Here is a 12,907-nt window from a genome sequence, read left to right as displayed (position 1 = left end):
AGCCGGAAAAAGGAGAAACATGATTCCTTAAAAAATCGTCTTTATGGATGTCGATGATCGGGGGACGAAAGTCAAGAGCAAGATCGGAGGGGAACGCAAAAGCGTGAAAAAAGGGTCAGATTGACCCTTTTTTAAACAGCGATTGGGTCATAATAGAACGGCTTTTTCAGCATTTCAGCAAATACGAATCCAAACCGGGCCATCATGAATGCCCTGAGGGCTAGTGCAGGTTGTAGCGCTTGATCTTCTCCACGAGGGTCGTTCTTTTCAGTTGCAGGAGGTCTGCCGCCTGCTTTTTCACCCACTGGGTCTTTTCAAGGGATTTGAGGATCAGCGCTTTTTCGTATTCGGTGACGGCGGTATGGAGGCAGATGCCTTCGTCGGAGATATCGATGTCATGGGGCATCCTGGGCATGCGGCTTTGGGTGAGTTCGCAGGGGAGGCTGCGCCGCGTGATGCGACCTTCCCCCTGGAGCACCACCAGGCGTTCCATCATATTTTTCAGTTCCCGGATATTGCCGGGCCAGGAATAGGATTTCAAAACGTCCAGGGCGTTTTCGGAAACAGCGGCCACGCTGCGTTTGTTTCTGGTGTTGAAATGATCAAGAAAATGATCGACGAGAAGCGGAATGTCCTCCCGGCACTCCCGCAGGGAGGGCATTTTAATCGGGATGACATACAGGCGGTAATAGAGGTCTTCGCGAAAATTTCCTCTTTCGACCTCTTTCCGCATGTCCTTATGGGTCGCCGTAATGATCCGGACGTCCACCTTGATCTTCTTGCACCCTCCCAGAGGCTCGACCTCGCGTTCCTCGATCGCCCTGAGGATCTTGACCTGAAGGTCCGGGCTCATGTCGCCCACCTCGTCCAGGAAGAGGGTCCCTTTATTGGCCTGTTCAAACCGTCCGATTCGATCCGAATTGGCGCCGGTGAAGGCGCCGCGGACATGACCGAAGAGCTCGCTCTCCATGAGGCTTTCCGGGATGGCGCTGCAGTTGACGGCGACGAAGGGGCGGTTCCGGCGGCTGGAATTGTCGTGGATTGCCCTGGCGATCAGGCCCTTTCCCGTTCCGCTCTCACCGTTGATGAAAATGGTGCTGTCGCTGTCGGCGACCTTTTCCACCAGCCGAAAAATGTCCAGAATGGGCTGGCTCCGGCCGATGATGCCTTGAAACCGGTCCTGGAGTCGTGGAAAGGGTGCTTCCGAGATGTCATTTTTTACAGCCAGATTCATCATGAGGATTCAACCTCCATTGTGTGCCGTTGGTGTCGGTGCGTCGATTGAAGCGTCTGCCGTCTTCAGGTTCTGGAATCAGGGGTTGCCGAAGTTGAAAAAGCATATAACAAATTTTATAGATTTCTGTCAACAGAAATTATACTTCATAGTCCCAAAAAATCTTAACCATATAAATTTGTATAGTTAAATAATTTTTTAGGCGATCGGTGCAGGGGGGATTGGGTTGCAGATCTCACCGGTAATTCATGGAAAATGGTGTGTAATTTCCATGGCCCGGGGATCGATGGAAATCAAAGGATGATAAACCCGAAAAAGTCGCATTGCAGAAGTTTTTCAAAAAGGTTCGAGATCCAGGTTTGCGAATCCCCGCAGCGCACTTGACGTATGCCGCGGGGACGAGGGAGGGGGCGTAACGCGGGAATTCCGGTTCTTATGGAGCCGTCACTTCTGGCTGGAAGCCGTAGAGAGTTTGATTTCGACCCTGCGGTTTTTGCGCCGGCCCTCGGGGGTGTCGTTGGGTTCAATGGGGCGGAATTCGCCATATCCCATGGTGGCCACCCGCGCGGGCACCACGGGGGTTTCCCGGAGGATGAACTCGGCCACCGAGGCCGCCCGGGCCATGGAGAGTACCAGGTTGGACGGGTACATGCCGCCTTTCACCGGCACATTGTCCGTATGGCCGCTGATGACAATGTCGCCTGTTGTTTCCATCAGCAGCGCCCCGATTTTTTTCAGAACGGGGATCATCTGCTGGCGGATTTGAGCGCTGCCCGAATCAAAGGTCGTCTCGCCCATGAGCTGGATCGTGACGCTGTCCTTTTCCACCTTCAGCGCAACCAGGTGCTTCATGCCGATGAGCTGGTTATCCACTTCGTATTGAATGTCCTTGATGAGATTTTCCCTCACCGACATGGCCACGGTATCCTGATCGAAATCCTTGGCGATGATTTTATTGCCCATGGGCATCTCCATGACCTTCTGTTTTTTCTGAACGCCGAAGGCGTTGGCCATGGACCCGGACATCACCCGGTATTTCTCCCGGTCCATTTCGGAAAAAGAGAGCAGCAGAACAAAAAAGCAGAGCAGGAGGCTCATGAGGTCCCCGAAGGTCACCACCCATTCCGGGGCGCCCTCCTCCACGATTTCTGCTTTTTCGACCGACCGTTTCCGCATGTTTTTCTCCTTTGCGCCGGCGGCGTCAACGCCCCGGCATCGCCGCTACCGGCCGAAGGCCTCCTCGATCCCCGCCTCTTTTCCGCCTTCTTGCGGATTGAATTTGCGCCGGCCGACCGGGGAGAGGTAGATTTTAAGCGATTCTTCCAGAACGATGGGGGATACCCCCTGGTTGATGGCAACGGCCGCTTCGAGAATGATGTTCTTGTTGTGCTGCTCCTGCTCGCTTCGCAGTGCCAGTTTATCCGCGATGGGAATGCAGACCAGGTTGGCGACCAGCGCCCCGTAGAGGGTCGTCAGGAGCGCCACCGCCATGGACGGTCCGATGGCGCTCGGATCGGCCATGTTCGAGAGCATCTGGACGAGGCCGATGAGGGTCCCGATCATGCCGAAGGCGGGCGCGGAGCTGCCCATGCCCTTGAAGATCTTCTGCCCGATGGTATGGCGCTGGGCCATGAGCCGGATGTCCTTGTCGAGGATGCTTTCGATCATGCCTTCGTCAAACCCGTCGGACAGGTAGCGGAGGGCCTTCTGGGTGAACTCGTCCTTGGCCTCGTGATTCTCCAGGGCGATCAGCCCTTCCTTTTTGGCGATCCTCGCCATGGCGACCATCTGGGTGATCACCTCCTCCGGGCGGTCGATTTTGATGAGAAACGCCTTCATGGCGACCTTTATCGAATTGATCACGTCCGACATGGAAAACTTGATGAAACAGGTGGCCAGCGTGCCTCCGAAGACGATCAGGATGCTCGGCAGATCGATAAACATCAATGGGCTGCCGCCCAGGAGCACGGCGAATATGACAAGAATGGTCCCGCCTAGAAGACCGATAACGGTTGCGATATCCACATTTACCTCTTCATCTTCAATTGGGGCGTTTGTCCATGATACCCGCAAGCATTTGAAACACGCTGCTTTCTAAAATGATGCATAAATATACACCTTGTCCGTCAGACCCGTCAGTTGCTGGTGTTTTTTCAATTTTTCGATATGCTGCCGGTTCAACTGGATATTGGCGGGAAGAAGGAGCGCCCCGGTGGCCCCGTGGAAATCCTTCGCCAGGCGCATGCCCTCCGCGAGATCCGTCAGGGCGACCGACCCGAGATGGTTTTTCATCTTTTCCTCGACCGCCTCCTTGTGCAGTTCCAGAATGAGGGAGACGACCTTGGGGTCGAGCTGGAATCCCCGCATCATCATCAGTTTTTGGACCACTTGTTCATCGTCGAAGTTGCCCCGGTAAAGGAGGTTGTCGTAGACGGTGGCGCCCGATATGATCCTTGCGGGGACAGGGATCTCCTCTCCCCCCAGGCCGTCGGGAAATCCAAGGCCGTTGAACTGCTCGTGATGGGCCCTCACCAGGGCGGCCACAGGCCTCAGAAATTCGATCTCCTTGAGAATGATCTCTCCCATCTCCGGGTGAGACCGGTAGAGCATCCCTTCCTCTCCCGTGCGCTCGACCCTGCGTTTGGAAAAAACGGCCGCGGGAAGGCCGATCATCCCGATCTCCTTGAGGAGGGCGGCCGCCTCCAGAAGCTCGAGATCCTCCTCGGAGATTTCCGGATGGCGTTTGCCGATTTTCAATGACAGGGCCGCCACCCGCCGAGAATGCCCGCCGAGTTCGCGGTCATAGACCTCGATGAGATTGCTGAACATGCGGATGGTCTGAAAATAGTTTTTCCGGATGGCTTCATATCTGCATGCCAGTTCGGTTTCCAGCCTGACGATGCGGACCCCGATTTCGATTCGGGCTTGGAACTCATCGATCTTGAACGGCTTCATGACGTAATCGTCAATTCCGCCGGCAAGGCCCCGGGCGGCATCCTGGGGTCCGTTCTGGCCGCTCAGGATGATCAGGTAGGTGTAATGCGCCCTGCCGGCTTCACGGATCTTCCGGCAGAGGTCAAGGCCGTTGAGCCGGGGCATCACCCAGTCCGTGACGACGATCCGGGGGGACTCCTCCTGAAAGATCTCCCAGGCCTTCTGTCCGTCTTCCGCCGTCAAGGCCGGATATCCAAGATTTCGAACCAGCAGCGAGACCATTTCAAGATGGTTTGGATCATCGTCCGCAACGAGTATTTTCAGCGTGTTGTCGCATGGTCTTGAGGTCATTTTTTTATCCCAACGTCGCGGTTTTCCCTTTCTTATATTGGCTGACGGGATTCACAGCAAGAAATGGGCCATGGTGGAAAACGGCCCGGAAACAAGGCGTTCCACCCCGCCGGCACCCCGGAGGGAGGCTCTTGACTGCGGCATGGGGGATCGTGTCGATGCCCCGGTTCAAGGCAGGGGCGGAATGTCAAAATAATGACAGAAGGGGCGATAGACGTCAAAAATGTGAACCTCGAAAGGGACCGGCAAGGCATGGTCGGCGCGTGGGAGGGCGGAGGAGTATCGAAATTCAAATAATTTTTGTTATGGGCATGGATATTGCTCTCGATGGTTTGCGACAAAGGCGGGCGATGGCGCCGCGCCGAAATCCTCAATCATCAGCGGCAGAAGGAGAACCGGAATCGTGAAGACGCTTGAAACGCCTGCGGGAAGCCTGGCCGTGCTCACCAGGGCCATGGATGTCAGATCCATCCGGCATGATCTCATCACCGGGAATCTATCGAATATGGACACACCGAATTATCGATCTTTTGACCTGTCCATGAAGGAGGCTCTGAGCAATATCGATGCCGTGGGCGGGGGCATGGCTCTGGAGCAGTCCCACCCTTCGCATGTTCAGGGAAACGTCACGGGTGCGGATCCCATGAGCCTCCATCGAAATCCCCCCCGGCCCTATTCCCTCAAAGGGGACGGAAACACCGTGGATGTCGACGGGGAGATGGTCAAACTGGCCGAAAACAGCCTCATGTACACAACGCTGGCACAGATGACCGCCAAGGAGTTTCAATTGTTCACGACGGCGGTCGAAGGGAAATAGTCATGAATTTTCTGGAAAATCTCAACATCAGCGCTTCGGCCCTGACGGCCCAGAGAACCCGGATGAACATCATCTCCGCGAACCTGGCCAATATCAACACCACCCGAACGGCCGAAGGCGGACCCTACCGTCGGAAGGACGTCGTGTTTGCGGCCGGCCCGCCGGCGCCGTCGTTTCAGAACGAGCTGGAGTCGAAATTGTCTGAAACCTCGGGGATGGTGGAGGTTTCGGAAATCGTGGAGGATCCGAGGCCGCCGATCCTCAAGTACGCGCCGGAACACCCCGATGCCGATGCATCCGGGTATATCCGGACGCCCAATATCAACCTGGTCGAGGAGATGGTCAACCTGATCGCCGCCAGCCGCAGCTACGAGGCGAGCCTCACGGCGGTTGACGCCACCAAGAAGATGTCTCTGAAGGCCCTGGAGATCGGAAGGTAGGCGGCAGGATGAAAGAGATCGCGTTTCCAACCGAAATGGTGACGGAATACTCCGGCATTCCCCAGGATCGGCCGGCGGGTTCGGACCGCGCCTTCAAGGGGGTGTTGGAAGAAACCCTGGGCGAGGTCGACAGGTTTCAGAAGGAAAAGGATACGGCTGTCCGGAACCTTGCGACCGGGAGGGATGCCGATATTCACAACACCATGATCGCCATACAGAAGGCCCATATTTCATTCAAGTTTTTGATCCAGGTGCGGAACAAGATCGTATCGGCCTATGAAGAAGTCATGCGGATGAATGTGTAGCGGAAAGTTGAACCATGCCGAGTCGCAATTTTTTCATGCCTCTGAAAACGATTTTAGACGGCCTCGATACGAGAAAAAAGATCAGTTTTATCGTTCTTTCCGCCGCCATTCTGGCCGGGTTCGTCTATCTTCTGATCTGGATCGGAAGGCCGGAGTTGAAACCGCTTTATTCGAACCTCTCCGCGGAAGACGCCGGGATGATCGTCGAGAGGCTCAAGGCCGATAAAATCCCCTACCAGGTCGCGTCGGGAAACACCATCCTCGTGCCCGCGGACAGGGTGTTCGAGACCACCATGACCATGGCTTCCCGGGGGCTTCCCCAGGGCGGCGGCGTGGGCTTCGAGATTTTTGACAACCCCAGGCTGGGGATGACCGAATTCGAGCAGAATGTCAATTATCAACGGGCCCTCCAGGGGGAACTGGCCAGAACCATCGGCCGGTTTCCCGAGATCCAGAGCTGCCGGGTTCACATCGTGATGCCGACGGAGTCGATCTTCGTTGAACAGGAAAAGCCGGCGTCGGCCTCGGTCATCCTGGATCTCCTTCCGGGAAATCAGTTGACCCGAAAAGAGATCCAGGGAATCGTCCACCTGGTCTCCGCAAGCGTCCCCGGGTTGACGCCTGCTGAGGTCGCCATCGTCGACGGCAACGGGAATATGCTGTCGGCAGCGGGCAGCGGACCCGGAGCGGGTCCGGACGGCGGCGACTATCTGGAGCGGCAGCAGCAGATGGAGCAAAAGATGGGCATGCGGGTGAAGACCATGCTGGACGAGGTGCTGGGTCCGGGTAAATCCATCGTCCGGGTCTCCTGTGAGCTCGATTACAGAAAACAGGAGATCAAGGAGGAGAAATATGACCCGGAGAAGGTCGCCCGAAGCGAGCAGACCGTCAGCACCACCTCCGCCCGTCCGCAGGATACGGCGGCCGGGGTTCCGGGCGTCCTGTCCAATATGACGGATGCCGGAAAGAGCGACGCCGCCGCCCCATCGGAAAAAACCGAATTTCAAAAGCAGGAAAAGACCTCCAACTATGAGATCAGCAAAATCACCCGGCACACCGTGGATCCCGTCGGTGAAATCCGGCGGATATCCGTTGCAGTGATTGTCGACGGCACCTACAAGGCCGCCGAGGCGGAGGGCGGGAAGGAAGACGGCCCCCGGGACGCGGTGTATGTTCCCCGAAGCGGCGACGAGATGACGGCCCTCACGAAAATTGTCCAGCGGGCCGTCAATTTCAGCCCCGACCGGGGGGATCAGATCGATGTCGTCAATATCCCCTTTGAAAAGAGTGCGATGGTCAAACGGGCCGAAGCGGAGGCCTGGTGGAAGCGCGTGGATACCTATAAACCCTTTGTACCGGGATTCCTGATCCTGCTTTTCCTGATTTTCGTGGCCAGGCCCATGGTCAGGTGGATGACCCGGAGCCCCGCCGTCGACAGCCAGCTCATCCGGCAGCTCCCCATGACGGTCGGAGAGATGGAAAGAGGCTACAAGGGGCCGAAACAGCTGCCCGTCAGTGAGGAACTGAACCGGACGGTGGTCCAGAACAAGGAGCAGACCGTCCAATACCTTCGTGAATGGATAAAAGAACAAAAATAATGGAACTCCGATGAACACGAAATCATTACCCGGACTGATCAAGGCCGCGAGCCTCATTCAGGCGATGGACGACCGAACCGCGGCGGAGATCCTGGCCATGCTGAGCGATGGTGAGCGGCAGGTGCTTCAGAATGTGATGGCCCAATCCAGGGAAATTTCGGCGGGGATCCAGGAAAAGGTCGCCACCGATTTCCTGGCCTTGATGACCCCACAACTCGTGGGGGCCGCATCGCCTTTGCCGCAGGATCCCCACGGCTTCTCCCCGTCACCCGATTCCCCCGCCCTCGGGGTGCTCCAGTCCAAGGATCCCGACGAACTGGTCGCACTCATCAAGGACGAGCACCCCCAGACCATCGCCGTCATCCTCGTCCACCTCTTTCCCGACAAGGCCAGCGAAATCCTCTCCCTTCTCCCCGACGAGATCAAGACGGATGTGGCGTTCCGGATCGCATCCTCGGGAAAATTCGCGGCGGAGATGGTGGACGAGATGAACGCCGTTTTCGAGGACATCCTGCGGCGGAAGCACGCCTCCGGTTCGGTGGAGGCGGGCGGCGTCAAGCGTCTGGCAGATATCCTGAACCTGATCGACAAGGCCTCGGCAGACAGGATCATGAGCGAAATTCAGAAGGAGGACCCGGCCCTTTTTGCCCAGATCAAGCAGATGATGTTCGTCATCGACGACATCGCGCTGGTCGATGACCGGGGGCTCCAGAACGTCCTGAGAAGGGTGGAGTCCAAGGACCTGGCGGTTGCGCTCAAGGCCGCGACCCAGGAGATCCGGGACAAGATCTTCCGGAACATGTCTTCCCGGGCAGGAGAGATGCTGCGCGAGGAGATGGACTCCCTGGGCGCCGTGAGGATGAAGGAGGTCGAGGAGGCCCAGCAGATCATCCTCAACATCATTCAGGAGATGGAGGCCGAGGGAAAATTGATCATCCGGAGAGGGGGCGGGGATGAGTTCGTCGAATAGCTCCCGTCCGGAGAGCGGTGCCGCATCCGCCCCATCCTATTTTTTTCCGGATTTCGCCTCGGTCGAATGCCTGGACGTGGAGAGCGCAGGTGGGGGGGACGACTTTCATGTCACCCATTTTCAGGGCGACGGCGGCGGTTTTTTCAGCCTGGTGCAGCACCAGGAAAACCGGCGGGAAAATGCGGATTGCATTGTCAATGCGGCCAGGATCCGGGCCGAGGCCATCGAAAAACAGGCCTACGACGACGGGGTTGCCAAGGGCATGGTCGACGCCAGAGCCCTGGTCGAGAAGGACGTTGAAACCCTCTTCACCACCCTGAACAAAGCCATGGCGGAGCTTGCGGGGTTCAGGAAGACGCTGGAGGCCCATGGGGAAAAAGACGCCGTGACGCTGGCGTTCGCCATCGCGCGCAAGGTGGTCTACCACGAGATCGCTACGCGCGAGGAGACGATCTTCGAGGTCATCCATGAAGCCCTCAAGCAGGTCCCGGACCAGAAGTCCGCGACGCTTCGGGTGAGCCCCATGGATTACGAGCGCCTCAAGGCGCGGGCGGCGGCTTTTACCGATGACGCCGCTTCCCTCGAGGAGATGCGCATGCAGCCCGACAAATCGATCCACGACGGCGACTGCATCATCGACACCCCCTTCGGGATGATCGACGCGCGGATCGAAAAGCGGCTTCAGGCCGTTGAATCCGCCTTGAAATCCCGGTTGAAGTGAACGTTACCGGATTATGCGAGCACGGCTTTTCAGGGACACGTTTCAGGAGTTCACCCTATGAATCTTGAATCCTATCTTGAGCGGATGACGACCGTCAACCCCATCCAGGCCGTGGGCTGCGTCACCCGGGTGTCGGGCCTCATCGTGGAGTCCCAGGGGCCCTCGGTCAAGGTCGGCAGCGTCTGCTCCATCGATCCCGGGGAGGGGCTCCCGAAAATCCGGGCCGAGGTCATCGGCTTCAACCAGGAGCGGGCCCTGCTGATGCCGCTGGAGGAGATCCGGGGGGTCGCCTCGGGGAGCCGAGTGGCGGCGGAGGATCAGGATGCCGCCACGGACGTGGGCAGGGGGCTCCTCGGGCGCGTGATCGACGGTCTCGGGAGCCCCATCGACGGCAAGGGGCCCGTCGCGGCCGAGGCCCGGTACCCCATTTATGCCAATCCCGTCAATCCCCTGTCCCGGCGCCGCATCCGCAATCCTCTCGATACGGGCATCCGTGCCCTGAACGGCCTTCTGACCATCGGGTGCGGCCAGCGCATCGGGATCTTTGCCGGGTCCGGCGTGGGCAAGAGCACGCTCCTCGGGATGATCGCCCGCCAGAGCAAGGCGGACGTCAACGTCGTCGCCCTCATCGGCGAGCGGGGAAAAGAGCTGAACGATTTCATCGAGAAGGACCTGGGCGAGGAAGGGCTCAGGCGTTCGGTGGTGGTGGTGGCCACATCGGACAAACCCCCCCTCATCCGCATGCGGGGGGCGTTCATCGCCACCGCCATCGCCGAGTTTTTCCGGGACCGGGGCGCCCAGGTGATCCTGATGATGGATTCCGTGACCCGGTTCGCCATGGCCCAGCGGGAGGTGGGGCTGGCGGCCGGCGAACCGCCGACGACCCGGGGCTACACCCCGTCGGTCTTCACCCTGCTCCCCCGCCTCCTCGAACGCGCCGGCACCAGCTCCGGCACGGGCAGCATCACCGGCCTGTACACCGTCCTCGTGGAGGGGGACGACATGAACGACCCCATCGCCGATGCGACCCGCGGCATCCTGGACGGCCACGCCGTTCTCTCCAGGGGCCTGGCCGATGGGAACCACTATCCCGCCATCGATATTCTGGCCAGCATCAGCCGGACCATGATCGATGTGGTCAAGCCCGAACACAAGAAGCACGCCGGACGGCTCAAGGAGGTGCTCGCGACCTACGGCAGGGTCGAAGACCTCATCAACATCGGCGCCTATGCGGCCGGAAGCAGCCCGGAGATCGATTACGCCGTGTCCATGAAGGCTCGCATCGATGCCTATCTGAGGCAGGATATCCACGAAACCATCGATTTCGACGCCAGCGTGAGGCAGCTTGCGGCCCTGTTCGAGAAAGGCCGCTGACGACCGGTGCATGAGGCGACGGCCATATGAAAGCATTCAAGCTGGAGCCGGTGCTGCGCTACAGAAATTCCATCGAGGACGCCCTGCGCAGGGCGGCGCTTGAAAAAAAGGAACGCTTGAACGCGGAAACGGCGGCCCTCGAAGCACTCACCTTCCGGCGCCGGGACCATCTTCGGGAACTCGGGGAAAAACTCGCGCGGGGCATGAATGTTTCGGAGAACTTCCTCTACATCGATTACCTGGTGCGAATGGACGACGAGATGGTGGTCCGGAAGAAGGCGGTGGACATCGCCGAAGAGGCCTCGGAGATCGCGCGGGGCCGGCTGATCGAGGGGGTCCGGCAAAGAAAGATCCTGGAGCGGCTGAAGGAAAAGCATGAGGAGGCTCATCGAAGGGAGCTCCTCAAGCAGGAGACCGGCCTCTTCGATGAGATTGCCGTCAACCGTTTCAACCACACCCGGAAGGCGGACCCCTATGAGGGGTGATCGCCGCGCGGGACCATGTGAATCTCCACAATTAGGAGGGTTGCGTTGCTGACCAGAATTTTTAACCAGACGGCACCGCCGGCGTCGGCTCGGGAATCGGCCCCAGGAAAATCCGACCGCGCCGTTTCACGGGAAAAAGCCCTCCCGGGGGAGGCGTGGGGTGCTGGGCCAGGAGATTTCCTCACGGCCATGCTTCAGGCGACCGTTTCGGCCGGGGATGGAACTGAAGACGCCAAGCCCCCGGTCGCTGCCGGGGCCGCCGAGGGTACGCAGGCCCGGGAGGGGGAAGCGTCACCCCCGGAGGAGGCCGCGAACGCCCTCGAATCCCACCCCGAATCGCCGGATGACGGCGCCCGGGAGGCGGTTCCCGAAAGCGGCGATGGAACGACACCGGAGGTCACGGCCGGCGCGGGGAACGCGCTGGAAGCCCCGGAAGTCCCGGAAAATCAGCTCGTCCCCCTCAGGGCGCCTGCGGATATCCCGGACGGTCCCGCCGCGATGACGGAGACCGCGGCCCCGGCCGAGGTCTTACCCCATGTGGTCGATCAGGCCCGCTTCACCGCCCGCGGGGAAACATCGGAGATCGTGATCCTGCTCCGGCCCGAGGCCCTTGGGTCTCTCCAGGTGCGGGTGACGTCGGACAGCCGGAAGGTGAGCGTCAGGATATTGGCGGAGAAGGCCTCGGCCGCTGAAATCATGGCGGCCCACGGGGCGCAGCTCCGGGCGGATCTCGATGCCGCCGGTCTGGAGATGGGGGATTTAGAAATCTCGGTCGCCTCGGACGACCGGGATTTCAGCTCACAGGTGCATGCCGGCAAGCCTTTCGGACAGATCGCGCCGGTATTGCCGGCCGGGAAGGGATTGCCGTCCAGGGGCCGCATCGATTTCTTCGCGTGAACCGGGGCAAGATCCGCGGAAGCTCGGCGTTTCGGGATGAATCCATCCGCGGGGCCGCCGCAGGTGAAGCAACGCACATACAAAGGGAAGGAAAAAACACATGTCCGTTTCTGGCGTCAATCCCGTAGTCCCCAGCCGGGATACCGGCACGGCCGTCAAAACCGATGAATTGGGGCAGGATGATTTTCTCAATCTGCTCATCGCGCAGCTTCAGGCCCAGGATCCCCTCAACCCCCTGGAGAGCGCTGAATTTTCAGCCCAGTTGGCCCAGTTCAACTCCCTGGAAAAATTGATGGAGGTCAACACCCACCTCGAAGAGCTGAAGGCCGCCCAGCTTTTTTCCGCCAACGCCCAGTTTGTGGACTACATCGGCAAGACGGTGAAGGCCCAGGGAAACACCGTCGCGCTGACGGAGGGCGAACCCCTGGCGCTCTCTTTCGATCTCGCCCGCAATGCCAAGTCCGTCTCCGTCAATATTTTCGACGCAGGCGGCCTGCGGGTCCGGACCCTTACCGCAGAAGAAACCGGGGCAGGGGAGCAGTCCGTCGAATGGAACGGAAAGGACGACAAGGGCCGCCGGGTTCCCGACGGCACCTACCGCTTCGAGGCGGCGGCGGTGGACGAAGCCGGCGCCGCCGTCGAGGCGACCCCGTTCACCCTGAACCGTGTCACCGGCGTCACCTTCCAGAACGATTCGGCCGTGCTGCTGGCTCAGAACCATGCGATTCCCCTGTCCCAGGTGGTCCGGGTTTCGGAAACCGAAAGCCGGTAGCGCCGGCAA

14 protein-coding genes are annotated in these 12,907 nt (G+C 59.3%); 10 read left to right on the top strand and 4 right to left on the bottom strand.

Translation table 11 applies throughout. The annotated features are described in order from the left end of the window. Positions 1-220: 220 nt before the first annotated feature. From ACEW8N_RS07685 to ACEW8N_RS07670, 4 genes are all read right to left on the bottom strand, one after another. A complete protein-coding gene (locus ACEW8N_RS07685; RefSeq protein WP_373499217.1) occupies positions 221-1,237 on the bottom strand; it encodes a sigma-54 interaction domain-containing protein in 1,017 nt (338 codons plus the stop codon). Positions 1,238-1,678: 441 nt separating this feature from the next. After that, positions 1,679-2,410 (bottom strand): flagellar motor protein MotB, encoded by a 732-nt coding sequence (locus ACEW8N_RS07680; RefSeq protein WP_373499216.1) that lies wholly within the window; start codon positions 2,408-2,410, stop codon positions 1,679-1,681. A 45-nt stretch (positions 2,411-2,455) separates the two neighbouring features. Then, positions 2,456-3,259 (bottom strand): MotA/TolQ/ExbB proton channel family protein, encoded by an 804-nt coding sequence (locus ACEW8N_RS07675; RefSeq protein WP_373499215.1) that lies wholly within the window; start codon positions 3,257-3,259, stop codon positions 2,456-2,458. A gap of 69 nt (positions 3,260-3,328) precedes the next feature. Next, positions 3,329-4,519 (bottom strand): HD domain-containing phosphohydrolase, encoded by a 1,191-nt coding sequence (locus tag ACEW8N_RS07670; protein ID WP_373499214.1) that lies wholly within the window; start codon positions 4,517-4,519, stop codon positions 3,329-3,331. A gap of 403 nt (positions 4,520-4,922) precedes the next feature. On the opposite strand from ACEW8N_RS07670, the gene flgB reads away from it, so the two are divergent. From flgB to ACEW8N_RS07620, 10 genes are all read left to right on the top strand, one after another. Further along, positions 4,923-5,336, top strand: a complete 414-nt coding sequence (gene flgB, locus ACEW8N_RS07665) for a flagellar basal body rod protein FlgB (RefSeq protein WP_373499213.1) — start codon at positions 4,923-4,925, stop codon at positions 5,334-5,336. Positions 5,337-5,338: 2 nt separating this feature from the next. Continuing rightward, a complete protein-coding gene (flgC, locus tag ACEW8N_RS07660) occupies positions 5,339-5,776 on the top strand; it encodes a flagellar basal body rod protein FlgC (RefSeq protein WP_373499212.1) in 438 nt (145 codons plus the stop codon). 8 nt (positions 5,777-5,784) lie between these two features. Continuing rightward, positions 5,785-6,081: a flagellar hook-basal body complex protein FliE gene (gene fliE, locus ACEW8N_RS07655; protein ID WP_373499211.1), complete on the top strand. Its 297-nt coding sequence runs from the start codon at positions 5,785-5,787 to the stop codon at positions 6,079-6,081. Positions 6,082-6,095: 14 nt separating this feature from the next. Continuing rightward, positions 6,096-7,679, top strand: coding sequence for a flagellar basal-body MS-ring/collar protein FliF (gene fliF / locus ACEW8N_RS07650; RefSeq protein WP_373499210.1), 1,584 nt, complete (start codon positions 6,096-6,098; stop codon positions 7,677-7,679). A gap of 10 nt (positions 7,680-7,689) precedes the next feature. Continuing rightward, entirely contained in the window at positions 7,690-8,649 is a 960-nt protein-coding gene (gene fliG / locus ACEW8N_RS07645) for a flagellar motor switch protein FliG (protein ID WP_373499209.1), read from the top strand. Then, a complete protein-coding gene (locus tag ACEW8N_RS07640) occupies positions 8,633-9,370 on the top strand; it encodes a FliH/SctL family protein (protein ID WP_373499208.1) in 738 nt (245 codons plus the stop codon). The genes fliG and ACEW8N_RS07640 overlap by 17 nt, the downstream gene beginning before the upstream one ends. Positions 9,371-9,427: 57 nt before the next feature. After that, on the top strand, positions 9,428-10,744 hold the full coding sequence (gene fliI / locus ACEW8N_RS07635; protein ID WP_373499207.1) for a flagellar protein export ATPase FliI: 1,317 nt from the start codon (positions 9,428-9,430) through the stop codon (positions 10,742-10,744). Positions 10,745-10,770: 26 nt separating this feature from the next. Further along, the gene (gene fliJ / locus ACEW8N_RS07630) at positions 10,771-11,229 is read left to right on the top strand and encodes a flagellar export protein FliJ (protein ID WP_373499206.1); all 459 of its coding nucleotides are present in this window, start codon (positions 10,771-10,773) and stop codon (positions 11,227-11,229) included. 189 nt (positions 11,230-11,418) lie between these two features. Continuing rightward, complete coding sequence (locus tag ACEW8N_RS07625) at positions 11,419-12,126, top strand: flagellar hook-length control protein FliK (protein WP_373499205.1); 708 nt, start codon at positions 11,419-11,421, stop codon at positions 12,124-12,126. Positions 12,127-12,226: 100 nt separating this feature from the next. After that, positions 12,227-12,898 carry a flagellar hook assembly protein FlgD gene (locus tag ACEW8N_RS07620; protein ID WP_373499204.1) on the top strand — a complete coding sequence of 224 codons (672 nt, stop codon included), beginning with the start codon at positions 12,227-12,229 and terminating at the stop codon, positions 12,896-12,898. The last annotated feature ends 9 nt before the right edge of the window (positions 12,899-12,907 follow it).

The organism is Desulfococcus sp., from assembly GCF_041737845.1.
In the GTDB taxonomy this organism is placed as follows: domain Bacteria; phylum Desulfobacterota; class Desulfobacteria; order Desulfobacterales; family Desulfococcaceae; genus Desulfococcus.
Note: the sequence above shows the minus strand (reverse complement) of the source record. Positions and strands in the feature narration are given on the sequence as shown.

What these genes read in the sequence shown, in the direction of transcription:
- ACEW8N_RS07685 (WP_373499217.1), bottom strand. Translation starts at nt 1,237, where the DNA reads ATGATGAATCTGGCTGTAAAAAATGACATCTCGGAAGCACCCTTTCCA.
- ACEW8N_RS07680 (WP_373499216.1), bottom strand. Translation starts at nt 2,410, where the DNA reads ATGCGGAAACGGTCGGTCGAAAAAGCAGAAATCGTGGAGGAGGGCGCC.
- ACEW8N_RS07670 (WP_373499214.1), bottom strand. Translation starts at nt 4,519, where the DNA reads ATGACCTCAAGACCATGCGACAACACGCTGAAAATACTCGTTGCGGAC.
- flgC (WP_373499212.1), top strand. Translation starts at nt 5,339, where the DNA reads ATGAATTTTCTGGAAAATCTCAACATCAGCGCTTCGGCCCTGACGGCC.
- fliE (WP_373499211.1), top strand. Translation starts at nt 5,785, where the DNA reads ATGAAAGAGATCGCGTTTCCAACCGAAATGGTGACGGAATACTCCGGC.
- fliF (WP_373499210.1), top strand. Translation starts at nt 6,096, where the DNA reads ATGCCGAGTCGCAATTTTTTCATGCCTCTGAAAACGATTTTAGACGGC.
- fliG (WP_373499209.1), top strand. Translation starts at nt 7,690, where the DNA reads ATGAACACGAAATCATTACCCGGACTGATCAAGGCCGCGAGCCTCATT.
- ACEW8N_RS07640 (WP_373499208.1), top strand. Translation starts at nt 8,633, where the DNA reads ATGAGTTCGTCGAATAGCTCCCGTCCGGAGAGCGGTGCCGCATCCGCC.
- fliI (WP_373499207.1), top strand. Translation starts at nt 9,428, where the DNA reads ATGAATCTTGAATCCTATCTTGAGCGGATGACGACCGTCAACCCCATC.
- fliJ (WP_373499206.1), top strand. Translation starts at nt 10,771, where the DNA reads ATGAAAGCATTCAAGCTGGAGCCGGTGCTGCGCTACAGAAATTCCATC.
- ACEW8N_RS07625 (WP_373499205.1), top strand. Translation starts at nt 11,419, where the DNA reads ATGCTTCAGGCGACCGTTTCGGCCGGGGATGGAACTGAAGACGCCAAG.
- ACEW8N_RS07620 (WP_373499204.1), top strand. Translation starts at nt 12,227, where the DNA reads ATGTCCGTTTCTGGCGTCAATCCCGTAGTCCCCAGCCGGGATACCGGC.